The organism is Pseudomonas rhizozeae, assembly GCF_031583775.1.
In the GTDB taxonomy this organism is placed as follows: Bacteria; Pseudomonadota; Gammaproteobacteria; order Pseudomonadales; family Pseudomonadaceae; genus Aquipseudomonas.
Genome location: NZ_JAVLSB010000004.1, coordinates 1 through 23,001, shown reverse-complemented (window position 1 = coordinate 23,001; position 23,001 = coordinate 1). Strand labels below are relative to the sequence as shown.

General features: G+C 61.5%; 22 protein-coding genes. 17 read left to right on the top strand and 5 right to left on the bottom strand.

The window, feature by feature from the left end; all coding sequences use genetic code 11:
• The first annotated feature begins 207 nt into the window (after nt 1–207).
• The 11 genes from RG836_RS00875 (at nt 208) to RG836_RS00825 (ending at nt 11,450) form a co-directional block, all read left to right on the top strand.
• Entirely contained in the window at nt 208–558 is a 351-nt protein-coding gene (locus RG836_RS00875; protein ID WP_310842494.1) for a hypothetical protein, read from the top strand.
• Between the two features lie 152 nt (nt 559–710).
• Nucleotides 711–1,301, top strand: a complete 591-nt coding sequence (locus tag RG836_RS00870; RefSeq protein ID WP_310842493.1) for a TetR/AcrR family transcriptional regulator — start codon at nt 711–713, stop codon at nt 1,299–1,301.
• A gap of 90 nt (nt 1,302–1,391) precedes the next feature.
• Entirely contained in the window at nt 1,392–2,111 is a 720-nt protein-coding gene (locus tag RG836_RS00865; protein ID WP_310842491.1) for a cysteine hydrolase family protein, read from the top strand.
• Nucleotides 2,112–2,175: 64 nt separating this feature from the next.
• Nucleotides 2,176–2,403, top strand: coding sequence for a DUF2798 domain-containing protein (locus RG836_RS00860; protein ID WP_310842489.1), 228 nt, complete (start codon nt 2,176–2,178; stop codon nt 2,401–2,403).
• A 195-nt stretch (nt 2,404–2,598) separates the two neighbouring features.
• Nucleotides 2,599–3,018: a PAS domain-containing protein gene (locus RG836_RS00855; RefSeq protein ID WP_310842488.1), complete on the top strand. Its 420-nt coding sequence runs from the start codon at nt 2,599–2,601 to the stop codon at nt 3,016–3,018.
• 6 nt (nt 3,019–3,024) lie between these two features.
• On the top strand, nt 3,025–4,575 hold the full coding sequence (locus RG836_RS00850; protein ID WP_310842487.1) for a diflavin oxidoreductase: 1,551 nt from the start codon (nt 3,025–3,027) through the stop codon (nt 4,573–4,575).
• 171 nt (nt 4,576–4,746) lie between these two features.
• Nucleotides 4,747–5,109 (top strand): hypothetical protein, encoded by a 363-nt coding sequence (locus RG836_RS00845; RefSeq protein WP_310842485.1) that lies wholly within the window; start codon nt 4,747–4,749, stop codon nt 5,107–5,109.
• A gap of 137 nt (nt 5,110–5,246) precedes the next feature.
• Nucleotides 5,247–7,307, top strand: coding sequence for a maltose alpha-D-glucosyltransferase (gene treS, locus RG836_RS00840; protein ID WP_310842483.1), 2,061 nt, complete (start codon nt 5,247–5,249; stop codon nt 7,305–7,307).
• Nucleotides 7,308–7,409: 102 nt separating this feature from the next.
• Nucleotides 7,410–7,910: a sigma-70 family RNA polymerase sigma factor gene (locus tag RG836_RS00835; protein WP_310842481.1), complete on the top strand. Its 501-nt coding sequence runs from the start codon at nt 7,410–7,412 to the stop codon at nt 7,908–7,910.
• 44 nt (nt 7,911–7,954) lie between these two features.
• A complete protein-coding gene (locus tag RG836_RS00830; protein WP_310842479.1) occupies nt 7,955–8,920 on the top strand; it encodes a FecR family protein in 966 nt (321 codons plus the stop codon).
• A gap of 97 nt (nt 8,921–9,017) precedes the next feature.
• Entirely contained in the window at nt 9,018–11,450 is a 2,433-nt protein-coding gene (locus RG836_RS00825) for a TonB-dependent siderophore receptor (protein ID WP_310842477.1), read from the top strand.
• A 137-nt stretch (nt 11,451–11,587) separates the two neighbouring features.
• Here the strand turns inward: RG836_RS00825 and RG836_RS00820 are convergent, their stop codons facing one another.
• Complete coding sequence (locus tag RG836_RS00820) at nt 11,588–12,739, bottom strand: MFS transporter (RefSeq protein ID WP_310842475.1); 1,152 nt, start codon at nt 12,737–12,739, stop codon at nt 11,588–11,590.
• A 190-nt stretch (nt 12,740–12,929) separates the two neighbouring features.
• On the opposite strand from RG836_RS00820, the gene RG836_RS00815 reads away from it, so the two are divergent.
• The gene (locus RG836_RS00815) at nt 12,930–13,919 is read left to right on the top strand and encodes a diaminopimelate epimerase (RefSeq protein WP_310842473.1); all 990 of its coding nucleotides are present in this window, start codon (nt 12,930–12,932) and stop codon (nt 13,917–13,919) included.
• A 263-nt stretch (nt 13,920–14,182) separates the two neighbouring features.
• Here the strand turns inward: RG836_RS00815 and codA are convergent, their stop codons facing one another.
• From codA to RG836_RS00795, 4 genes are all read right to left on the bottom strand, one after another.
• Nucleotides 14,183–15,427 (bottom strand): cytosine deaminase, encoded by a 1,245-nt coding sequence (gene codA, locus RG836_RS00810; protein ID WP_310842471.1) that lies wholly within the window; start codon nt 15,425–15,427, stop codon nt 14,183–14,185.
• Between the two features lie 13 nt (nt 15,428–15,440).
• The gene (codB, locus tag RG836_RS00805) at nt 15,441–16,712 is read right to left on the bottom strand and encodes a cytosine permease (RefSeq protein WP_310842469.1); all 1,272 of its coding nucleotides are present in this window, start codon (nt 16,710–16,712) and stop codon (nt 15,441–15,443) included.
• Nucleotides 16,713–17,053: 341 nt separating this feature from the next.
• Nucleotides 17,054–17,410 carry a 6-carboxytetrahydropterin synthase QueD gene (gene queD, locus RG836_RS00800; RefSeq protein WP_310842467.1) on the bottom strand — a complete coding sequence of 119 codons (357 nt, stop codon included), beginning with the start codon at nt 17,408–17,410 and terminating at the stop codon, nt 17,054–17,056.
• Between the two features lie 86 nt (nt 17,411–17,496).
• Nucleotides 17,497–18,576 carry a patatin-like phospholipase family protein gene (locus tag RG836_RS00795; RefSeq protein ID WP_310842465.1) on the bottom strand — a complete coding sequence of 360 codons (1,080 nt, stop codon included), beginning with the start codon at nt 18,574–18,576 and terminating at the stop codon, nt 17,497–17,499.
• Nucleotides 18,577–18,693: 117 nt separating this feature from the next.
• Between RG836_RS00795 and RG836_RS00790 the strand changes: the two genes are divergently transcribed.
• From RG836_RS00790 to RG836_RS00770, 5 genes are all read left to right on the top strand, one after another.
• Complete coding sequence (locus RG836_RS00790; RefSeq protein WP_310842463.1) at nt 18,694–19,002, top strand: PepSY domain-containing protein; 309 nt, start codon at nt 18,694–18,696, stop codon at nt 19,000–19,002.
• Complete coding sequence (locus RG836_RS00785) at nt 19,002–19,313, top strand: PepSY domain-containing protein (RefSeq protein ID WP_310842461.1); 312 nt, start codon at nt 19,002–19,004, stop codon at nt 19,311–19,313. Before RG836_RS00790 ends, RG836_RS00785 begins: the two co-directional genes overlap by 1 nt.
• 3 nt (nt 19,314–19,316) lie before the next feature.
• Nucleotides 19,317–19,985 carry a response regulator transcription factor gene (locus RG836_RS00780; protein WP_310842459.1) on the top strand — a complete coding sequence of 223 codons (669 nt, stop codon included), beginning with the start codon at nt 19,317–19,319 and terminating at the stop codon, nt 19,983–19,985.
• Nucleotides 19,982–21,295 (top strand): sensor histidine kinase, encoded by a 1,314-nt coding sequence (locus tag RG836_RS00775; RefSeq protein WP_310842457.1) that lies wholly within the window; start codon nt 19,982–19,984, stop codon nt 21,293–21,295. Before RG836_RS00780 ends, RG836_RS00775 begins: the two co-directional genes overlap by 4 nt.
• Nucleotides 21,296–21,478: 183 nt before the next feature.
• Nucleotides 21,479–22,798 (top strand): Na+/H+ antiporter family protein, encoded by a 1,320-nt coding sequence (locus RG836_RS00770; RefSeq protein WP_310842523.1) that lies wholly within the window; start codon nt 21,479–21,481, stop codon nt 22,796–22,798.
• Nucleotides 22,799–23,001: the final 203 nt, after the last annotated feature.

The following is a 23,001-nucleotide window of genomic DNA, read 5'->3' as shown; positions in this document are numbered from 1 at the left end:
CCCTTGATCGACGAAGGGGGTGGCGATAAGTCGGCGCAGAATACTACTAGGTCATATTGACTTTATTAGTGTCCTTAAGACCTTTTCAGATATGGGTCTTTATGACTCTGTGAGCTTTTAAGTTTTTGAATTTCATATATTTATTTATTGGCACGGTTTGTGGAGTGTAACGATGAACGTCACGCTAAATCGCCAAAGGATCGTGTCATGTATCGTTCAATCGTTCTCAGCTTCACCTTATGTGCGTTGCTGTCTCCGCTGTGTCAGGCCGACCAAGTAATACGCGAAGTCCCCGACACCACTGCCGGCAAAGGCTACGGCGCGTTGACCGGGATGATGGTCGGCGCAGCGGGCGGGCCAATTGGCGCGCTGATCGGTGCGGGTGCCGGGTTCTTCGCCGGTAGTTCGGTGCAGGAGGCCAGCGGCAAGACTGACACCGCTTATGAAGTGCGAGACGCGCACGGCGACATCAGCACTGTGCGTTCGCCCAATGCGCGTTTTGAAGTCGGTCAGCAGGTCAGCCGCAAGGGCGCGCGTCTGGTGGCCTCGGAGGAATAAACCGCCACAACCATTTCATGTGATCACCCCGACTCCTTACTTTGGGCCCGCTTGCGGGTCCTTTTTTTGCGCACGTTTTCAAATGAACAGTTGACCAATAATAGATGACCGGTTAGTTTGTTAAAACTTTCTCACTGATGGATGCTCCCCACATGGCTCGCCCGGTCAACCTCGAAGTCAGATCCCGTTTACTGTCGATCGGTCGTCAGGTCGTCCATGACCGTGGCTTCAACGGCTGTGGCGTGCAGGACATTACCGCTGCGGCGGAGATTCCCAAGGGCTCGTTCTACAACTACTTCGCCAGCAAGGAAGATTTCGCCGCCGAGATCCTCGAGGAGTACTGGACCTCGATCGAAAGCCGTCACGGGCCGATTTTCTACGACGCGCGGGTCAAGCCACTGGAGCGTATCAGCCAGTTCTTTCAGGCCCTGGTGCAAGAGCACGGCGAGCATGAATACAGCCTGGGCTGCCTGATTGGCAATCTGTCGCTGGAAATGTCCAACGGCAGCGAGCAGACCCGCAAACGTCTGGCCGACGTGCTGGCGCGCTGGGAAGGCTTGCTCGCCAGCTGCCTGCGCGAAGCGCAACAACGCCGAGAGCTGGCTGAGGAACGCGACGCCGAAGAACTGGCTTGCGTGATCGTCGAAGGCTGGGAAGGCGCGGTGATGCGCGGCAAGGTCTTGCAGGACGGCGCACCGTTGCAGCGTTTCGTTTCCATCGTTTTGCCACGGTTATTGGAGTGAGTTTTTTTTGTTCCTTTAATAAGCCGACTGGTCATTTATATTGTTAACCAACCTCCGTTTCCCCACGCAAAACCTCACAGGTAAATCGCCATGAGCAACCTCTACGCAGACCCCGCTGAACCCGCACTGCCGGCCACTGGTTTTCAACTCGACCTGGCAAAAGCCGCGTTGGTGGTCATCGATCCACAGAACGATTTCCTCAGCCCTACCGGCGCCAGTTGGGCGGTGTTCGGCGAGAGCATCGTCGAGAACAACACGGTCGAGAATCTGGAAAAACTGTTCAAAGCCGCCAAGGATCTGGAGCTCCCAGTCGCCGTGTCGCCGCACTATTACTACCCGCACGACCACGACTGGCATTTCGGCGGGCCGCTGGAAAAAGTCATGCACAGCATCTGCATGTTCGATCGCAAAGGACCGAACACCCTGGAAGATTTCGAAGGCTCCGGCGCCGATTTCCTGGAGATCTACAAGCCTTACATTCTCGACGGCAAAACCATCATCGCCTCGCCGCACAAGGTCTACGGTCCGGAAACCAACGACCTGGCCCTGCAACTGCGCAAGAAGGGCGTGTCGCAGATCATCCTGGCCGGCATGGCCGCCAACCTGTGCGTCGAATCGCACTTGCGCGAATTGCTCGAGCAGGGCTTTGAAATCGTTGTGGTGCGTGACGCCACCGCCGGCCCGCGTCTGCCGGATGGCGACGGCTACCTCGCAGCGATCATCAACTACCGCTTCCTTGCCCACGGTTTGTGGACCACGGAAGAAACCGTCGCTCGGCTGCAACAGGCGCGCGCTGCGCTGAAGGCTTGATCCGATAAGAGCGGCCGGGCATCGCGCCTGGCCGCTCGACGAGCGCTTTCCTGAGAGGCTCACCATGAAAATCCCGGCACGTTATGAGCACTTTGTCTTTGGTGTCGTGCAGTCCGGCTTGACCTGCTCGGTCGCGGCCGCCATCGCTACCCATCCCCATACTTTCGACAGCGCATTTGCGAGCCGCTGGCTCAGCGCGTGGGCGCTGTCCTGGACGCTGATGTTGCCGGTGGTGATTCTCGCGGCGCCAGTGATTCGGCGGCTGGTTAAGCGTCTGCTGACAGAGTCCTAATGACTACAATAAAAGTCCTTATGACTATTTATAGATTGTGTCTATATGACTCTTAAAGTTATTAACTTACTGATAAATAAGAATAAAAAATAAGGCATGGAAGTTGAATTGTTCATTGCAGATAACAGGCATTCACCGCGGTGAATCAGCCCCAACGCTTTTTAGACATTTCCACAACCTTAAAGAGGCAAATCCATGCAAGCCATCAACGCCAAAGTTTTGAGTGCCCTGGACAACGTCATGGTGATTTCCACCACTGACCTCCAAGGCAACATCACCTACGTCAACGACCTGTTTTGCAAACTCACCGGTTACAGCCGTGAAGAATTGCTCGGCCAGCCCCATAGCCTGGTGCGGCACGCCTCGGTGCCGAAAGCGGTTTACAAAAACCTGTGGGACACCATCAAAAAGGGCGAGATCTGGAGCGGCGTGATTCCCAACGTCGGCAAGGGCGGTGGCCTGTACGTGGTCGATACCACCGTGCAGCCGCTGTTCGATGAGCAGGGCAACATAGTCGAGTACATCAGCATCCGCCGGGTGATCAATGACCTGATGAGCGACTTCGAAGCCTTGGAATTCTGCAAAGAGCAATTCGACGAACACTACGACAGGTAAGCCGCCATGGCAGAGTTAATCGAACGCATCGTGATCGGTTATGGCTCTGAGTCCGGCAATGCAAAAGGGCTGACGCAGCGTCTGTTGCGTCTGCCACTGTTGCAGTCGTATGAAGTGGCCGTGCAGGACCTGAACAACCTCGACCTCACCACGCTGACCGCCCGTGATCGCCTGCTGATCCTTAGCAGTTCCTTCGGCGACGGCGAGCCACCGGCCAACGCCGAACGCTTTCTCGACCATCTCAACCAGCAAGTGGACCTAAGCCACGTGCGCTACGCCATCTTCGGTCTCGGCGATACGGCTTACCCGACCTTTTGTGGTTTCACCAAAGCGCTGGACGCCGCGTTACTGGCGCGCCGGGCGCAACCGGTGATCAATCGGGTGGACGCCGACACGGATTTCGAGGGCTTCTTCGACACCTGGAGCGCGACCCTCGGCGCGGTGCTCAACGGCGACCATCGCGCCGGCCAGACGTTGCATCTGCAAGTCACTGCCTACGGCGAAAACGCCGCGTGGCCGGCGCGGGTGATTTCTCGCACGCGGCTTAATGGTGGCGCGCCGTTCGCCCACCAGATCAGGCTCGACATCGAGGGCAGCGGCATCAAATACCGCGCCGGCGATAACCTGTATGTGCTGGCGGACAACGATCCACAGCTGCTGGCGCAGATCGGCGAGTGGTTCAACCGCGACGACGCTCAGGCGCTGTTGGCCACCAAGGAACTGCGGCAGCTCGGCAAATCGCTGCTGCGCGATTTGGCCAAGACCAGCCAGCATGAAACCCTTAAGGGCTTGCTGAAAATCAGCAGCCGCAAAGAGCTTGAAGCCTACCTCTACGGCAAGGATGTGCTGGATGTGCTCAAGGATTTCTGCGCACCAAGTCAATTGAGTCTGGAGGAGCTGGCCGAATGGCTGCCGACATGCCTGCCGCGCGCCTATTCGATTGCTTCCCACGACAACCCGAACTACGTCGACCTGTGCATTCGTGAAGTGGCCTACACCCTCGACGAGCGTCCACGCCTGGGCACCGCCACCGGTTATCTGGCCGGCAGCCAGCCGCAAGTGCGCGTGTTTGCGCGGAGCAATCCGCGTTTCCACCTGCCGCGCCAGGTCGATCATCCGCTGCTGTTGATCGGCACCGGCACCGGTATCGCACCGCTGATCGCCTTGCTCGAGCAAGTGCAGCAACAGGGCCGCACCGCGCCGACCTGCCTGGTGTTCGGCGACCGCCGTCGCGCCTCGGACTTTCTCTATCAAGCGCGGCTGGAGGCCTGGCAGCAGCAAGGCGTGCTCGACCAGGTGCTGACCGCGTTCTCCCGCGACAGCGACCGTCGTTACTACGTGCAGGACGCCATGCTCGAACACGGCGCTTACCTCTGGCAGATGCTTAGCCAAGGCGCGCACCTGTACCTGTGCGGTAACAAAAACAACCTGGAACGAGCGATCGAACAGGCGCTGGTGAGCATCGCCATGACCTTCGGCCAGCTTAGTGAAACAGCGGCCATGGAATATGTCGCCGACCTGAGCGTCTCAGATCGCTTGCATAAAGAACTGTATTGACCGTGTTGCGTTTGGACGGGGCGTGAGCCGCATCTCACGCGCCCGTTTTTTTCTTCATTGCCGCGCATTGCTGGTGTCGATAGTCACCATCACGCCAATGAAGTTCTCAAAAAAACCTCGCGGCCTAACACTAGCGTCATTCCCGCTTAGAACCCTTTGGAGTACACAGACATGAAACGCCAAATCATCCTCAGCATCGCTTTCTCGCTCTTCGCCGTTAATGCGTTTGCCGCCACTTCCCGCACCATGATCGCTGAAGGCGGTTCGGATCGCCTGATCGAAAGCCGCGTTGCCGCTGACGGTTCCGACCACCTGAAAGCCAACAGCATCGCCGCCGATGGCTCGGATCGCCTGAAAGGCAACCAAGTCGCCGCCGATGGTTCGGATCGTCTGAAAGGCAACCAAGTCGCCGAAGGTGGTTCTGATCGTCTGCAACAGAACCGCGTTTCGCTGAACCCGGCCAATGCCGCCATCAACGGTGTGCTGGTCGCTGACAACCGCGCTGAATTCGGTTCGAAATACCAGCGTTACTGATCCACGCAGTTACCGCTCCACCCCAAAAGCCCGGCGCATCCGGGCTTTTTGCTGTGTGAAGATCGTTCGGCCTGGGAACGATCGGTCATCCGTCGACCTCAGATGCACACAGCCCCTCGCCTCAGGTAACCCCGTTTATGACCACGCCGGACCCGCAATACGTGCAATGGCTGGAGCAGCAATCGATGCTCGCCGCCGCCCGCGAACGCGCCAGGCTCTACTCGGGCCAGGGCCGCCTCTGGCAGAAACCCTTCGCCCACACCCGTCCGCGCGATGCTTCAGCGCTGGCGTCGGTGTGGTTTACCGCGTACCCGGCGTCGATCGTCACCACCGAAGGTGGCACGGTGTTGCAGGCCCTGGGTGATGAAACTCTGTGGCATGCCATGTCGGAAATCGGCATCCAGGGCATTCACAACGGGCCGCTGAAAACTTCCGGCGGACTGCAGGGACGCACCCACACGCCGACTATCGACGGCAATTTCGACCGCATCAGTTTCGGCATCGACCCGGAATTGGGCACCGAGGCCGAACTGCAAAGCCTCAGCCGCATCGCCGCCGCGCACAATGCGGTGATCGTCGACGACGTGATCCCGTCGCACACCGGCAAAGGCGCGGACTGGCGCCTGGCGGAAATGGCCTACGGCGATTACCCCGGCCTTTACCACATGGTGGAAATCCGCGAAGAAGACTGGCCGCTGCTGCCGGAGATCCCGCCGGGCCGCGACGCGCACAACCTCAGCCCGATGCAGGTTGATGCCCTGCGCGACAAGCACTACATCGTCGGCCAGTTGCAACGGGTGATTTTCTTCGAGCCCGGCATCAAGGAAACCGACTGGAGCGCCACCCCGGTGGTGGTCGGCGTCGACGGCAAGGCGCGCCGCTGGGTGTATTTGCATTACTTCAAGGAAGGCCAGCCGTCGCTGAACTGGCTGGACCCGAGTTTCGCCGCGCAACAGATGATCATCGGCGACGCGCTGCATGCCATCGATGTGATGGGCGCGAAGATCCTGCGCCTCGACGCCAACGGCTTCCTCGGCGTGGAGCGCAAGCTCGACGGCACCGCGTGGTCGGAAAGCCATCCGCTGTCGATCACCGGCAACCAGTTGCTCGCCGGGGCGATCCGCAAGGCTGGCGGTTTTAGTTTCCAGGAACTGAACCTGACCATCGACGACATCGCCTCCATGTCCCACGGCGGCGCCGACCTGTCCTACGACTTCATCACGCGCCCGGCCTACCAGCATGCGTTGCTGATGGGCGATGCCGAGTTCCTGCGGCTGATGCTGCGCCAGGTCCACGCCTATGGCATTGACCCGGCGTCGTTGATCCACGCGTTGCAGAATCACGATGAGCTGACTCTGGAACTGGTGCACTTCTGGACGCTGCACGCCCACGACACCTTTCTGTATCAGGGCCAGACCTTCCCCGGCAACATCCTGCGCGAGCACATCCGCGAGCAAATGTATGAACGCCTGTCTGGCGAGCACGCGCCGTACAACCTCAAGTTCGTGACCAACGGCGTGTCGTGCACCACCGCGAGCATCATTACCGCCGCGCTGGGTATCCGCGACCTGGACGCGATCACCGACGCTGACATCAAGCAAATCCGCCAGGTGCATTTGCTGCTGGCGATGTACAACGCCATGCAGCCGGGGGTGTTTGCCTTGTCGGGCTGGGATTTGGTCGGTGCCTTGCCGCTGCCAGCGGAGCAAGTGGCACACCTGATGCTCGACGGCGACACCCGCTGGATCCATCGCGGCGCTTACGATCTGGTCGACCTCAACCCTGACGCCGAACTGTCTGCCGGGCTGATGCCGCGTTCGAAATCTCTGTACGGCAGCCTGCCAACGCAGTTAGCCGACCCGGAATCCTTCGCTTCGCAACTGAAGAAACTCCTCGCCGTGCGCCGCGCCTACGACATCGCCGCGAGCAAGCAGATTCTGATTCCCGACGTTGAGCATCCGGGCTTGTTGATCATGGTTCACGAGTTGCCGGCCGGTAAAGGCACGCAAATCACCGCGCTGAACTTCAGCGCCGAACCGATCACCGAAACCTTGCACCTGCCCGACATCGCACCGGGGCCGGTGGTGGACATCATCAACGAACGGGTGGAGGGCGACCTGACGGCTGAAGGCGAATTCACTATCAACCTCGATGCTTACGAGGGTCTGGCATTACGGGTGGTGAGTAATCCGATCTAGATTGGCCGTGTACAAACGCGGCTGGTCGGCCCGACTAGGAATGAATTGCCGGGCTTAATAGGAAGCATTACTATTCACGCCCCGTTTCCACAGCGCACTGCCATGACGCCCAAGCTGCCCCGCAGACATGGTTTTTTCGAGCATTACGAAGAGTTGGTCGGCACCTGGACCCGACGCCTGCGCAACCGTTCGCAGGCCGAGGATCTGGCCCACGACACCTTCGTGCGGGTGCTCGAATCCGATTCGGCGGCGGTGCAGCAGCCGCGGGCGTATTTACACCAGACAGCGCGCAACATCGCGGTCGACGGCTATCGGCGCGAGGATCGGCGGGGCGCCATGGAGATGGAGGCGATCAATCCAGGTGAGTCATCGTCCGGCGACCCGGAGCATTACATGCACGCGATCCAGTTGGCTGACTCCATCGAACGGGCGCTCAAGGAACTGCCGGTCAACTGCCGCAAGGTGTTTGTCTGGCAGAAGATCGAAGGCCTGACCCAGGCGGAAATCGCCGAACGCCTGGGACTGTCCAAGAACATGGTGGAAAAGTATATGATCCGCACCTTGCGGCATCTGCGCGACCGCCTCGACGGATTGCACCCGTGAGCGGTCTCTCTACTTCATTCCCCAGCCCAACAGGACTTTCCATGATGGATCACGGGCAAGCATCGGTTCGCGATGAAGCGGCGCGCTGGTTCGTGCGCCTGCAGGAACCGGCGGTGGACGTCGAAGAACAGCGCCGCTTTGAAGCCTGGTTGTGCGCGGACCCGCAACACCGTGAAGAATTCGAAGTGCTGCAGGGGCTGTGGAGCGCCACCGATCTGTTGCCCGAGGCGCGCCTGTATGCGCTGTGCGAAACCCCGCCGACCCGCGCCAAACGCCGCTCGCTATTACGTTACGCGGTGGCCGCCAGTGTGCTGGCCGTGGCGCTTGGTGTGGGCTTATTCAGCGGTTTGAATCACACATCGAATTACAGCGCTCAGTTCGCCACCGCCCTCGGCGAGCGTCGGCACGTGGCGTTGCCCGACGGCTCGGTGATCGACCTCAACAGCCGCACCCGCCTGCAAGTGAACTACGAAAAAGGCCAGCGCAGCATCGAGCTTAGCGAAGGCGAGGCGATGTTCAGCGTCGAACACGACAGCGCGCGACCCTTTGTGGTCACCACCGATGTCGGCAAGGTCACGGTCACTGGCACGCGCTTCGACGTGCGCCGCGACGCCACGCAAACCCGCGTCGCGGTGGAGCAGGGCACGGTCAAGGTCCAGGGGCGTGAAGCGCCGGGTGATCAATTCGTCAGCCTGACCGCTGGCCAGGGCACTCGGGTCGATGCCCAGGGCAACGTCGCGGCGGCGTACCCGATCAATGCCGACGAATTGACCGCCTGGCGTAGCGGCAAACTGGTGTTCAACAACGCCAGCCTCACGGACGTTGCCGAAGAAGTGTCACGTTATCGCGCTAAACCGCTGCGGGTCGACACCGCTGCTGTGGGTCATCTGCGTTTGACCAGCGTGTTCAAGTCCGACGACACCGACGCTCTACTGCGGGCCTTGCCGAGCATTCTGCCGGTGGCTGTGCGCACCCTCGATGACGGCAGTCAGGAAATAATTTCACGGTAGATTCAGGTTTTTTTCGAGTTCTTCGTCTTCTTGTGCAACTGCAACTGGTTTGCATTAACAGCCGCACATACTTGCGATCAACAGGACACCGTTCGACGTGAAGAACTCCTCTGCCAAAAACAACAAAACCACCACCGGACGCTGGCTGCCGCTGGCCCTCGCTATTGCGGTCAGCGCAGCGCTACCCCAGGCGTTTGCTGCCGAAGCTATTCACATCCAGGCCCAGCCCTTGGGCGCGGCGCTCAGCCAACTCGGCCAGCAAACCTCGTTGCAGGTGTTTTTCAGCCCGGAGCTGGTGGCCGGCATGCAGGCGCCTGCCGTCGATGGCAACCTGTCCCCTGAAGACGCTTTGCGTCAATTGCTGCAGGGCAGCGGCTTGCAGTACCAGATCGATCAAGGCTCGGTGACTTTGCTGCCGGCACCAAGCGCGGCGGCGGACGGCCCGCTGGAGTTGGGCGTAACCGACATCAAGGTGGTCGGCAACTGGCTCGGCGATGCCGACGAAGAAAAAGTCCAGAACCATCCTGGCGCACGGACCGTGATCCGCCGCGAGGCCATGGTCGAGCAGGGCGCCATGAACGTCGGCGATGTGCTGCGTCGCGTCCCCGGCGTGCAAGTACAGGAAGCCAACGGCACTGGCGGCAGCGATATCTCGCTGAACGTCGGCGTGCGGGGCCTGACCTCGCGTCTGTCGCCACGCTCAACGGTGTTGATCGACGGCATCCCGGCGGCGTTTGCCCCATATGGCCAGCCACAGCTGTCGATGGCGCCGATTTCTTCCGGCAACCTCGACAGCATTGACGTGGTGCGCGGCGCCGGTTCGGTGCGGTACGGACCGCAGAACGTCGGCGGGGTGATTAACTTCGTGACCCGTGCGATCCCGGAAAAAGCCACCGGCGAAATCGGCAGCACTCTGGAAACCTCGCAACACGGTGGCTGGAAACACATCGACACCGCGTTCCTCGGCGGCACGGCGGACAACGGCATCGGCATGGCGCTGCTGTATTCCGGGGTCAACGGCAACGGTTACCGCGAGCGCAACAACGGCAACGACATCGACGACGTGATCCTCAAGACCCACTGGGCGCCGACTGATGTCGACGATTTCAGCCTGAACTTCCATTACTACGACGCCAGCGCCGACATGCCCGGCGGTCTGACCCAGGCGCAGTACGACGCCGATCCGTTTCAGTCCGACCGCAACAACGACAACTTCACCGGCCGCCGCAAGGACGTGTCGTTCAAGTGGGCGCGGCAGATCGACGACCGCACCCAGGCCGAAGTCCTGACCTACTACACCGACAGTTTTCGCGGCAGCAACATTGCTGCCCGCGACCAGAAAACCCTTGGTTCTTTCCCGCGCAGCTACTACACCATCGGCATCGAGCCGCGGGTATCGCGGGTGTTCGATGTCGGCCCGTCGACCCAGGAAGTCAGCGTCGGCTACCGCTACCTGCGCGAAGCCATGCACGAACAGGCCAGCCGCCTGGCGCTGGTCAATAACGTCCCGACCGTGACCCCGACCTCCGACGGCCACGTATACCAGGACCGCACCGGCGGCACCGAAGCTAACTCGGTGTACATCGACAACAAAATCGACATTGGCAAGTGGACCATCACCCCGGGCATTCGCTTCGAGCACATCAGCACCGACTGGCATGAACGGGCGGTCCTCGACACCGCCGGCCGCCGCGTCACTGCCAAGGACCGCAGCATCGAAAGCAACGAGCCGCTGCCGGCGCTGAGCGTGATGTATCACCTGTCGGATGCGTGGAAAGTCTTCGCCAACTTCGAGACCTCGTTCGGCAGCCTGCAATACTTCCAGCTAGGCCAGGGCGGCGCGGGCAACGATACGGCCAATGGTCTTGAGCCGGAAAAAGCCAAGACCTACGAGATCGGCACGCGTTACAACGATGGCGCCTGGGGCGGTGAGTTGACCGCGTTCTACATCGACTTCGACGATGAACTGCAATACATCAGCAACGATGTAGGCTGGACCAACCTCGGCGCCACCAAGCACCAGGGTATCGAAGCGTCGGTGCACTACGACCTGGCGGCGCTCGACCCGCGCCTCGACGGCTTGACCGCCAACGCCGGTTACACCTACACCCGCGCCACCTACGAAGGGGAAATCCCCGGCTTCAAGGGCCGCGACCTGCCGTTCTACTCACGCCAGGTGGCCACCGTCGGCTTGCGCTATGACATCAACCGCTGGACCTACAACATCGACGGTTTCGCCCAATCCAAGCAGCGCTCGCCAGGCACCGGAGTGAACGCCGATGGCAGCTTCAACGGCAACTACATCACCGAGGGCAGCGCCGATGGTCAGTACGGCAACATTCCGGGCTACGTCACCTGGAACGTGCGTGGCGGCTACGACTTCGGCTCGCAGTTCTCCAACCTGAAAGTCGGCGCCGGGGTGAAAAACATCTTCGACAAGCAGTACTTCACTCGCTCCAGCGACAACAACGCCGGCATGTATGTCGGCACGCCGCGCACCTTCTTCGTGCAGGCCAGCGTCGGGTTCTGATGAAAAAAGGGGCAGGTCCGAGTCTGCGGACCTGCCCCTCTGTGGCAGCGAGCCTGCTCGCGAAGGCAGTGTGTCATGTGGCATTGATGTTGGCTGACACTCTCTCTTCGCGAGCAGGCTCGCTCACACAAGGCATTTCAGACCTTCAGCACTTTCCCGGTAATCGCCACCGCCAACAGTAAAAGCGCAATCAGCACGAAGGCGAAGCTCAAACTGCTGCCATGGGCGATAAAGCCGATCACCGCCGGCCCGGCGAGAATGCCGGCGTAGCCCAGGGTGGTGATGGCTGGCACGGCGATGCTTTCCGGCATCACCCTTTGTTTGCCGACTGCGGTGTACAACACCGGCACAATATTCGAGCAACCCGCACCCAGCAGCGCATAACCCAGCAGCGCCGCTTCCCAGGCTGGCACCAGCACGGTCAGGAGCAGTCCGGCCGCTGCCAGGGTCCCGCCGAACACAATCACCCGCGTAGCACCGAGTCGCCGGACGATGCCATCGCCGGTCAACCGGCCCACGGTCATGGTCAGGGCGAACGCCGCGTAGCCAAGACCGGCGTAGGCGGTTTCCAGGCCACGTTCGGACACCAGGAATACCGCGCTCCAATCCAGCGCCGCGCCCTCGGCGAGGAACACCACGAAACACAGGCTACCGATCAGCAGCACCACGCCATGGGGCACCGCGAACGCTGGTCCGGAGCGTTCACTGCCATACGCCAACAGGTGCGGCGCGGCTTTGGCCAGGGCGGCGAGCAATATCACGATCACCACCAGCATCGCGCCCAGTGGCGACAGACCCAGGCCCAGCAGCGCGCTGACCCCGGCCGCGCCGACGATCCCGCCGAGGCTGAACAACCCGTGGAAACCCGACATCATGGTTTTGCCGCTGGCGCGCTCGACGATCACCGCTTGCAGGTTGACGGTCGAATCCACCGTGCCCAGGCCGGCGCCGAACAGGAACAGCGTTGCCATCAACAGCGGCACCGACGACACCGTCGCCAGCAACGGCAGGGCCAGGCAGATCAGCACGGTGCCGCCGCTCAGTACTCGCCGGCAGCCAAAACGCGACGCCAGTACGCCGGCCATTGGCATCGCCAGAATCGAACCGACCCCCAGGCACAACAGCAGCAGGCCGAGGGTCGCTTCATCGAGGCCGGCGCGGTCCTTGGCGTAGGGCACCAAGGGCGCCCAGGCCGCGATGCCGAAACCGGCAATGAAAAACGCGATACGGGTGGACATCTGTTCCAGGCGGCCGGGCACAAAGGTCGCGGAGGTGTTCAGGGCAGTCATGAAAAATCCTTGGTAAAAATTGTCGCGTCCTCCACTGACCGTTCCCGACTATCGAGGTTCGGCACTGGCGCACAGCATGCAGGCCGACATCGTTGCACACGAGTGGCCGATGCGCACCTTCGGGCAGTATTTCATCAGCGCTCGATGACGTTTAAGGTAGCGGTTTTCCGCCGATTTCTGGAGCGCTGGCATGACGCCGTTTTACGATGCCCGAGGCAACATCTATGGGGTGATGACGCCAGACGCCTTGCGTGCGCAGGGGCTGGAATTGCCTGCGACCGCCGCAGCGGCAGTGCAGGCGCGGGACGGTTGGGCGCTCGCGGCGATCGAAGCCTGTTGTGCCTGGGCGCCGGGTGCGCGGCTGCCGGGCAGCAAGGCTCATCGTTGCGATGGCTTGCTGGTGGGGCCGTTCCAGTCCGCGCCGCCGTATGACCTGTTGATCGTCAATACCGATGGCACCCTGGCCGAGCGCAGTGGCAATGGCCTGACGATTTTTTCCCGGTACCTGAGTGATCAGCAATTGATGCCGGACGCAGGGTGTGAGCTGCGGGTGCATCACGACAAAACCGATACCCCTTCGCCGGGGCACACCACGGTGGCACCGGCGGTGGTCGAGGGCGTGCAGGGTTTTTGGCTGGATCTCGGGCAGCCGGGTTTCGGGCCGGCGGCGGTCAGTGCCCTAGGGGTCGAAAAGCGCGTGTTGAACCAGTGTGAGGTGAGTCACGTGCAGCCCTTGGCGCGGCTTAATCCAGCGTGGCAACGCAGTCAGTTCGTGCGGGTGGGCAATCCGCATTGCGTGACCCTGGTTGACGGTGTGGACGCATTGCCGAGCAATCCGCAAATGGCCGAGTCGCCCCTGGCTGAAGGCTTGACCGCAATTGCTTTCGCCATGCCCACCGGCACCGGCCAACCGTGCCCAGCGGGGATCAACTTGCAATGGGCCTGTCGCGCGGCGGACGGCAGCATCACCGCCCGGGTGTTCGAGCGCGGCGAGGGGCCGACTGCATCGTCAGGCACCAGCGCCAGCGCCGTGGCCTGCGCGGCGTGGCGGGTCGGTTGGGCAACAAGCGGCACGGTGCAAGTGGTCATGCCCGGCGGCACCGCCCCGGTTTTGCTGGAAGAGCAGGGCGGGGAACTCAGTCGCGTCAGTTTGTTTGGCAGGGCTCAGTTGATGTCGTGAAAAACGCCAGGCCGCTATCGCTGGCAAGCCAGCTCCCACAGGGAATGTCGCTGGACTCACATTCCGTGAACGCCACCAAATCCTGTGGGAGCGAGCCTGCTCGCGAAGTGGCCGGCCCATTCAATATTGAGCTGGCTGACACGACGCTTTTGCGAGCAGGCTCACTCCCACACTGGATCTTCGGTGGGCAGGATTATGTGAACACCACGCAACCCTGTGGGAGCTGGCTTGCCAGCGATGGCGGCCTCCCAGTTACCGAAGATTCAAAGCTGATTCGGCCACTCCACCACGGGCATCTGCCGCTTCATCAACACTTCGCCACCGCGCACGGAGTACAGCGGCAAGCCTTGGCTGCGGATGACTTCGTAATCGCTGTCGGCCGAGAGGATCAGCAGGTTGGCCGGGCGACCCGGCTCCAGGCCGTAGCGCTCGCCCAAGGCCATGGCTTTGGCGCTGTTGTCGGTGACCAGGTCGAGGGCGCTCTGCAGGTTGCGGTAACCGAGCATGTGGCAGATGTGCAGCCCGGCCTCGAGCACCCGCAGGATGTTGCCGTTGCCCAGGGGATACCACGGATCGACGATCGAATCCTGGCCGAAGCACACGTTCATCCCGGCTTCCAGCAACTCATTCACCCGAGTCACGCCCCGACGTTTCGGGAAGTTATCGAAACGTCCCTGCAAGTGAATGCTCTCGGTCGGGCACGAGACGAAACTGATGCCCGAATGCCCGAGCAAGCGGAACAGTTTGGCGCAGTAGGCGTTGTCGTAGGAACCCATGGCCGTGGTGTGACTGGCCGTCACGCGTGAACCCATGTCACGGCTGCGCGCCTCTTCGGCCAGCACTTCAAGAAAGCGCGAATGCGGGTCATCGGTTTCGTCGCAGTGCACGTCCACCAGGCAACCGGTGCGCTCGGCCAGGTCCATCAGGAACTTCACCGAACTCACGCCCTGGTCGCGGGTGTACTCGAAATGCGGAATGCCGCCGACCACATCGGCGCCCATGCGAATCGCTTCTTCAATCAATTCGCGGCCATTGCGGTAGGACTCGATGCCTTCCTGGGGGAAAGCGACGATCTGCAAGTCGATCAAGTGGCGACTTTCCTCCCGCACTTCGAGCATGGCTTTCAGCGCAGTGAGGTCAGGGTCGGTGACGTCGACGTGAGTGCGCACGTGCTGAATGCCATGAGCGGCGAGGGTCTGGATAGTTTTCTTGGCGCGGGTCTTGGTGTCTTCCTGAGTGATGGTCGCCTTACGCTCGCCCCAGCACTCGATGCCTTCGAACAGCGTGCCGCTCATGTTCCAGCGCGGCTCGCCGGCTGTGAGGGTGGCGTCGAGGTGAATGTGCGGCTCGACGAAGGGCGGCACCACCAGGTTGCCGCCGGCGTCCAGGTCATTCGGGCCCAGGGTCGGCGCCTCGGTCTGGCGGGCGATGCTGCCGATCAGACCATTTTCCAGGTGCAATTCATGCAGGCCATCACGGTTGCGCAGGCGGGCGTTGATGATGTGCATCAGGCGAATCCTTTTATAAATCTTGGAGTGGCGCGGCGGCGGTGCGGGCCCCCGACAGGCCAGTCAGGAGCACATACGTTAGCGCGGCAGCGGCGATGCCGACCAGTGGCGCGACCCACGGCGAGCTGAACGCGGCGACGGTGCCCACCGCGTAAGCGCCCAGGCCTGGCCAGTTGAAGGCCGGCAGGCGGGCGTCGGCCAGTCGAGGATATTGACCGCGATAGCGGAAAAAAAAGTCCGCCATGATCACGCCACCGATCGGCGGGATCACCGTGCCCAGCAAAATGAGGTAAGGCACTAGCATGTCGTACATGCCCAGCAGCGCCAGGGCGGTGCCGATCACCGCGCCGGCCAGGGTCACGGTTTTGCGGCGCCCGGTGCGCAACAGGTTGCAGCCAGCGACGGCGAAGTTGTAGATGGTGTTGTCCTGGGTGCTCCAGATATTGAGCAGCAACATCGCCATCGCCGCCATGGCGAAGCCTTGCAACAGCAGCACTTCCACCACGTCCGGCTGCTGGTAGACGATCGCCCCGTAGGCACCGATCAGCACCATCAGGCCGTTGCCGATAAAAAAGCCGATCAGGCTCGCCAACACCGCGACCTTGGCCGAACGCGAGAAGCGCGTCCAATTGGTCGCTTGCGTTGCGCCACTGACGAAGGTGCCAAACACCAGGGTAATGGCGGTCGACCAGTCGAGGCTGCCCGTCGGCACCACCGCCAACAGGCCATCGAGGCCGCCGGCCTTAGTGGTGGTGACCCACATCGACAGGATCAGCAGCAACATCATCGCCGGCACCGCGATGTACGAGAGGATTTCCAGCCCGCGATAACCGACATACGCCGTGGCGCAGAACACCAGGCCAAACAGCACCATCAACCCCAGCACCGTGCCTTCGCTGAAATTGAAATACTTGCCCAGCACCACCGCCGCCGTGGCGGTGCCCCAGGCGTACCAGCCGATCTGGGTGAAGCCGAGGATCAAGTCGCTGAGCTTGCTGCCCACTTCGCCGAAGCAGAACCGCCCCATTAAGACCGAGTTCAAACCGCTCTTGAAGGCGATGAAGCCAAGCGCCGCCGCATAGATCCCCAGCAGCAGGTTGCCGACGATGATCACCGCCATCATCTCGGCAAAACTGAACGCCACCCCCAGCTTGCCGCCGGCAAACATAGTCGCGGTGAAAAAGGTAAAACCGAGCAGCACCATGGCCGTCGAGGCCAGGCCCTTGCGCGCGTGCATCGGCACTTCGCTTAACGGGTAATCGTTGCCAGGATCATTCTGCGTCATGGGGGCTCCTTGCTGAGAGGGTGGCTGAGAAAAGGGAAGACGCGAGAATTGTTGCAGCGGTCGTGCCAAGGGACGGGGCGCGGGATTATGGACGGACGCCCCGAGAGAAGTGAGCGAAAGCAGTGCAATGGCGGGTGCACAGTGCCCTTATGTGGGAGCCAAAGGTATAGGCATAAAAAAACCACCGATGAAGGTGGTTTCTCGATTCAACTGACCAGACGCAATCCCTGTGGGAGCGAGCCCGCTCGCGAAAGCGCTGTGTCAGAGACAATGATCTGGCTGACACGGCCGCTTCGCGAGCAGGCTCGCTCCCACTTTAATTTCAACAGTCTTAGAGACTGTCACTCCCCGCGGTATATGCAGCCACTGGTGCAGGTCTCGTGAATGCGGATCGCGCTCAGTTCCGGCAGCAACGGCTTCATCTCGGTCCAGATCCACTTGGCCAGCACTTCACTGGTGGGGTTTTCCAGGCCGGGGATGTCGTTGAGGTAGTTGTGGTCGAGGCGCTCGTAGAGCGGCTTGAAGATGGCTTTGATTTCCGAGAAATCGCGGATCCAGCCAGTGTGCGGGTCGAGGTCGCCGCTGAGGTGGATCGCCACTTTGAACGAGTGACCGTGCAAGCGCCCGCATTTGTGGCCGTCGGGCACGTGAGGCAAGCGGTGGGCGGATTCGAAGGTAAATTCTTTGAAGATTTCCACAGTGTTTTTTCAGCTCTGTCAGGTGGCGATCGCCGCGGCGATGTGGGCAGGCGGCGAGTTTACCAGAGCGCCGGGCAAAACACTGACTAAAGGGTCAGCAAGTGCTGGCCCAGGCGACCGTTGGCGGCCAGTTCGAGGAACTCGTCCCCCAGCCGCTGGCTCGCTTCCATCGCCGTCCGCCAGTATTTCTGGCGGCTTGGCGCATCGCCCATGAAGCGTTTGAAGTCGTTGCGGTCCGGTAATTTGCCGTAGGGCAAACGGCTCAGGTAGTCCTTGGAGGGTGCCACCAGCAACACGTTGCGCAAGCGCTGGGCACAGGCGCGGCGCCACGGCAAACCCTTGTCGAACCAGCCAGGAATCACCCGGTCGGTGAAGTGCGGGTAGAGCACGATGTCATCGCCGCTGTAGGGCAGGTCGAGGTGGTAATCGAGCAGCCCGCCATCGCGGAAGGTCCCGGCGCCGGCACCGGGCAAGTCGCGCACGCCTTCCATCACCATCGGGATCGAGCCCGAGGCCAGCAGCGCCTGGCGCAGGTTGGCGGCGTCCAGCGCGATGAAACGCGACGGGAAATCCGTCAGTGCGTCCACTGGCGGAGCCAGGCGCGGGTCGTGGATGATCAGTCGTTCAAAGTGCCGCGACAGCCGCGCCCGCCCGCGCAGGTTGTCGGCGATCACCGAGGACAACCCCAGGCCGAGCCGGCCGCGATGGTCTTCAGCAAGCAAACCGTGGCTTTTCACCACCATGATGTTCAAGCGGTAATCGGCATTGGCCAGGATCGCCCCGTCTCGGCCATCCAGCAGATCGTCGAGCATGCGCTGCGAGCTCTGGCTGATCTGCGCCATGGTCACGCCTTTGTTGAAGTTCTGCTCGGTGTACAAATGCCCGAGGCGACGGAGGCCTTCGGCGGCGTCCGGCAGGCAGGCGCTGGCGAAGCGCCAGGAGCCCACCGAGGCGCCGATCAGTGAGCGTGGGCGTGGCGCCGCCGGCAGCCATTCGCCGAACAGCGCCAGGTCCAGGCCTTGAATCCCCAAGGCTTTCGGGCCGCCAGCGGCACCGGGCAGGGTCCCGACGTCGGCCGCGTTCAAGCCGTTTTCACGGATTCGCGCCAATGCGTGCGGGCCGGCCTTGAGGGTCAGGGCGGGGAATTTGATGTGGATGGCGGTCATGGTGCTCTCTTACGGCGACAAGCGGCGGATTATGTAGATGATGGCCATTCAGTTTCAATTAAGTTGCGACGGCTAAGGTAGCAAGCCCGCAACCTGACGAAAGATAACGGAGTCCCGATGAAGTTCCTGACTGCCCTGATCACCGCATCGGCCATCGCCACGGGCACAAGCCTGGCCCAGGCCCGCGATCTGGGGCCGGATGAAGCCCTGCGCTTGCGTGACGCTGGTACCATTCAGTCTTTCGAGCAACTGAACGCCACCGCGTTGGCCAAGCACCCCGGCTCCAGCATCCGCGAAACCGAACTGGAAGAAGAGTACGGCAAGTACATCTACCAAGTGGAATTGCGTGACCCGCAAGGCCTCGACTGGGATCTGGAATTGGACGCCGTGAACGGGCAGTTACTCAAGGATCATCAGGATAGGTAATGAATACACATCTACGTGCGTGCAGTCGTGCCGCGCTGGTACTGTTGGCCTTCTGCTCAATGGTAGTGGCACGCGACCTCGATCAGGATGAAGCTCTGCAGTTGCGTCAACGGGGCGAAATCATGCCGTTGGAGCAATTGCTGCAGCAGGCGCTCGACCGGTATCCGGGGGCCAAATTGCTCGAAGCCGAGCTCGAAGAAAAGCACGACATCTACATTTATGAGGTCGAGCTGCTCACCGCTGAAGGCGTGGTGCGCGAACTCGATCTGGAAGCCGCCACCGGCCTGTTACTCAAAGACAAGGAAGACTGAGCCATGCGCCTGTTGCTGGTGGAAGACCACGTGCCCCTGGCCGATGAATTGATGGCCGGGCTTAACCGCCAAGGCTACGCCGTGGACTGGCTGGCCGACGGCCGCGACGCGGTGTACCAGGGCGCCAGCGAACCCTACGACCTGATCGTGCTTGACCTCGGTTTGCCGGGGCTGCCGGGGCTGGAGGTGTTGGCGCAATGGCGCGCCGGCGGCCTGGCGACGCCGGTGCTGATCCTTACCGCCCGCGATTCCTGGGCCGAGCGCATCGAAGGCCTCAAGGCCGGCGCCGATGATTACCTGAGCAAACCCTTCCACCCGGAAGAGTTGCACCTGCGCATCCAGGCCCTGCTGCGGCGTTCCCACGGCAAGGCCAACCAGCCGACGCTCCAAGCTGCCGGGCTGCACCTTGACGAGAGCCGCCAGTGCGTGACCCGTGACGGCGCCGAGATCCAGCTCACGGCTGCGGAGTTTCGCCTGCTGCGTTATTTCATGCTGCACCCCGAGCAAATCCTCTCGAAAAGTCATCTGGCCGAACACCTCTACGACGGCGAAACCGAGCGCGATTCCAATGTGCTTGAAGTCCACGTCAACCACCTGCGGCGCAAACTCGGGCGCAGTGTGATCGAAACCCGTCGCGGCCAAGGTTACCTGTTCGGCGGAGCCGCGCCGTGAGGTCGATCCAGCGGCGCTTGAGCCTGGGTCTGATCAGCGTGATGGTGGTGGTCGGCCTGGTGCTGGCGCCCACCAGCCTGTGGTTGTTCGAAGTGGGGTTGCAGCGCTACCTCGAAGCCGGTTTGCGCAATGACAGCGAAAGCCTGTTACTGGCGCTGGTGCGCGGCCCGCAAGGTTTACAACTGGACGAAAAGCACCTGTCGCCGGCCTACCAGCGGCCGTTTTCCGGGCATTACTTCCGTATCGATTTCGCCGACAGTCATTGGCGCTCGCGCTCGTTGTGGGATCAGGAACTGCCGAAGCTCGACGCGCCGGGCCTGCACAGCAATCTGCAACTGGGGCCGGAAGGCCAGCAACTGTTGGTGTTGCGCAGCGACTACCGGCGCATGGGCCAGGCGATTTCCATCAGCGTCGCCCAGGACTACACCCCGGTGCGCGAGAGTTTCCAGCGCATGCAGCAAATCGGTTTGGGCCTGGGGCTCGCCGGGTTGCTGCTGATTCTGCTGTTACAGCGGGTCACCGTGCGCAACGCCTTGCGCCCGCTGGACAAGGCCCGCGAGCAAATCGCCCAGTTGCAGCAGGGCCAGCGTTCGCAACTGGATGATCAGGTGCCGGCCGAGCTGGAGCCGCTGGTGGCGCAGATCAACCATTTGCTGGCGCACACCGAAGACAGCCTCAAGCGCTCGCGCAATGCCTTGGGCAACCTCGGCCATGCGTTGAAAACGCCACTGGCGGTGTTGTTGAGCCTGGCCTCCAGCGAAAAACTCGACAGCCAGCCGGAGCTGCGCAAGATCCTCCTGGCGCAACTGGAACAGGTGCAGCAACGGCTTAACCGCGAACTCAATCGCGCACGGCTGTCGGGCGATGCGCTGCCCGGCGCGCTGTTCGACTGCGACGCCGAACTGCCCGGGCTGCTCGCGACGCTGAACATGATCCACGGCGAACACCTCAACCTCAGCTACCGTGCACCCGCCGGCCTGCAATTGCCGTGGGACCGTGAAGACCTGCTGGAACTGCTCGGCAACCTGCTGGACAACGCCTGCAAATGGGCCGACGCCGAGGTGCGTCTGAGCGTGGTCGAGTCGGCGCACGGCTTTGCGCTGCACGTCGAGGATGACGGACCGGGGATACCGGAAGCGCAGCGCGATCAAGTGTTCAGCCGCGGCACACGCCTGGATGAACAGACTGATGGCCATGGCCTGGGCTTGGGCATCGTGCGCGACATCGTCGAAGCCTGGGGCGGCGTGTTGCGCCTGAGCGAGAGCGAATGGGGCGGGTTGCGGGTGGTGATCGAGTTGCCCAAGCGCTAAGTCCTCACACCCTCACGGCTTTTTCTTACAGCTTGAAGCTTGCAGCTTTGCCCCTGCTCCGGCACAGTGCGCGCCCTCCAATAAAAACCAATCCTTCAACCCGCTGACAGTCCCCGCAGACCGTCGGCCGGGTCGCTTCCGCATGTCGGAATTTTTTCCTGTCTGTGTTCTGAGGTAACGATGATTAATGCAGTAATTGCAGCGGTGGGCGTGATGCTGGCGCTGAGTCTGTGCCGTGTGCATGTGGTAATCGCGCTGATCGTGGGCGCGCTGGTTGGCGGGTTGACCGGTGGCCTGGGTATCGACGCGACGTTGAAGGCGTTCAACAGTGGGCTGGGCGGCGGCGCGACGGTGGCGTTGTCCTACGCCTTGCTCGGCGCTTTCGCGGTGGCGATTGCCAAGTCTGGCTTGGCCCACGCACTGGCGGACAAGGCGCTGGCCATGGTTGACCGCCAGGACTCGGCCAGCGCTGGTCAGGTCAAATGGTTGCTGATCGGCCTGCTGTGGGTGGTGGCGATTGCTTCGCAGAACATCCTGCCGATCCACATCGCGTTTATCCCTTTGCTGGTGCCGCCGCTGCTCTATGTGCTGACCAAACTGCAACTGGATCGACGGCTAATCGCCTGCGTCATGACCTTCGGCCTGATCACCCCGTACATGGTGTTCCCGGTGGGCTTCGGCAATATCTTCCTTAACCAGATCCTGCTGGCCAACGTCAGCAAGGCCGGGGTCGATATCAGCCAGGTCAACGTGATGCATGCGATGGCGATCCCGGCGGCGGGCATGGTCTTCGGTTTGCTGCTGGCGGTGCTGGTCAGCTACCGCAAGAAACGCGTGTACGACCTGGCGAAAATCGAGCAGGTGGAGCAGGTCAGCGTCGCCTACAACCCCATGACCCTGGCGATCGCCGGTGTGGCGATTGCCGCGGCGTTCATCATCCAGTTGCTGCTCGACTCGATGATCATCGGCGCTTTGTGCGGTTTCCTGATCTTCTCGGTCTCGGGCATCGTTCGCTGGCGCGAGACCGATGACCTGTTCACCGAAGGTATGAAGATGATGGCGATGATCGGCTTCATCATGATCGCCGCGTCCGGCTTCGCCGAAGTGCTTAAGGCCACAGGGCAGGTACGCTCATTGGTGGAAAGCGCCGCGGCGTGGATTAACCACAGCCAGGCAATCGGCGCGTTGTTGATGTTGTTGGTGGGACTGCTAGTGACCATCGGCATCGGCTCGTCGTTTTCTACGGTGCCGATCCTGGCGGCGATTTTCGTGCCGCTGTGCGTGCAGTTAGGGTTCAGCCCGATGGCGATTGTCTGCATCGTCGGCACGGCGGGAGCCCTCGGCGATACCGGCTCGCCGGCGTCGGATTCGACCTTGGGACCGACCTCCGGGTTGAATGTGGATGGGCAGCATCACCATATCTGGGACACCGTGGTCCCGACCTTTCTGCATTACAACTTGCCGTTGCTGGCGTTTGGGTGGGTGGCGGCGATGACGCTTTGAGCCCCTTTTTTCGTGGGAGCGAGCCTGCTCGCGAATTTCTCGAAAACACATAGACCCCTCTGGAAGCTTGGCTTGCCAGCGATGACTATGTTTTAGGCGCTAGATTTTTTGCTGGTGTACATATCCATATCTTTTTTGATGGCTACAACCGGTTCCGCTCTTACAGCGGGTTACTTGGAAAAGCGCCAAGTAACCAAGCGCTT

Bases quoted from the DNA above. Each gene is read 5' to 3' on its own strand.
- RG836_RS00875 (WP_310842494.1), top strand. From the start codon at position 208: ATGTATCGTTCAATCGTTCTCAGCTTCACCTTATGTGCGTTGCTGTCT.
- RG836_RS00870 (WP_310842493.1), top strand. From the start codon at position 711: ATGGCTCGCCCGGTCAACCTCGAAGTCAGATCCCGTTTACTGTCGATC.
- RG836_RS00865 (WP_310842491.1), top strand. From the start codon at position 1,392: ATGAGCAACCTCTACGCAGACCCCGCTGAACCCGCACTGCCGGCCACT.
- RG836_RS00860 (WP_310842489.1), top strand. From the start codon at position 2,176: ATGAAAATCCCGGCACGTTATGAGCACTTTGTCTTTGGTGTCGTGCAG.
- RG836_RS00855 (WP_310842488.1), top strand. From the start codon at position 2,599: ATGCAAGCCATCAACGCCAAAGTTTTGAGTGCCCTGGACAACGTCATG.
- RG836_RS00850 (WP_310842487.1), top strand. From the start codon at position 3,025: ATGGCAGAGTTAATCGAACGCATCGTGATCGGTTATGGCTCTGAGTCC.
- RG836_RS00845 (WP_310842485.1), top strand. From the start codon at position 4,747: ATGAAACGCCAAATCATCCTCAGCATCGCTTTCTCGCTCTTCGCCGTT.
- treS (WP_310842483.1), top strand. From the start codon at position 5,247: ATGACCACGCCGGACCCGCAATACGTGCAATGGCTGGAGCAGCAATCG.
- RG836_RS00835 (WP_310842481.1), top strand. From the start codon at position 7,410: ATGACGCCCAAGCTGCCCCGCAGACATGGTTTTTTCGAGCATTACGAA.
- RG836_RS00830 (WP_310842479.1), top strand. From the start codon at position 7,955: ATGGATCACGGGCAAGCATCGGTTCGCGATGAAGCGGCGCGCTGGTTC.
- RG836_RS00820 (WP_310842475.1), bottom strand. From the start codon at position 12,739: ATGACTGCCCTGAACACCTCCGCGACCTTTGTGCCCGGCCGCCTGGAA.
- RG836_RS00815 (WP_310842473.1), top strand. From the start codon at position 12,930: ATGACGCCGTTTTACGATGCCCGAGGCAACATCTATGGGGTGATGACG.
- codA (WP_310842471.1), bottom strand. From the start codon at position 15,427: ATGCACATCATCAACGCCCGCCTGCGCAACCGTGATGGCCTGCATGAA.
- codB (WP_310842469.1), bottom strand. From the start codon at position 16,712: ATGACGCAGAATGATCCTGGCAACGATTACCCGTTAAGCGAAGTGCCG.
- RG836_RS00795 (WP_310842465.1), bottom strand. From the start codon at position 18,576: ATGACCGCCATCCACATCAAATTCCCCGCCCTGACCCTCAAGGCCGGC.
- RG836_RS00790 (WP_310842463.1), top strand. From the start codon at position 18,694: ATGAAGTTCCTGACTGCCCTGATCACCGCATCGGCCATCGCCACGGGC.
- RG836_RS00785 (WP_310842461.1), top strand. From the start codon at position 19,002: ATGAATACACATCTACGTGCGTGCAGTCGTGCCGCGCTGGTACTGTTG.
- RG836_RS00780 (WP_310842459.1), top strand. From the start codon at position 19,317: ATGCGCCTGTTGCTGGTGGAAGACCACGTGCCCCTGGCCGATGAATTG.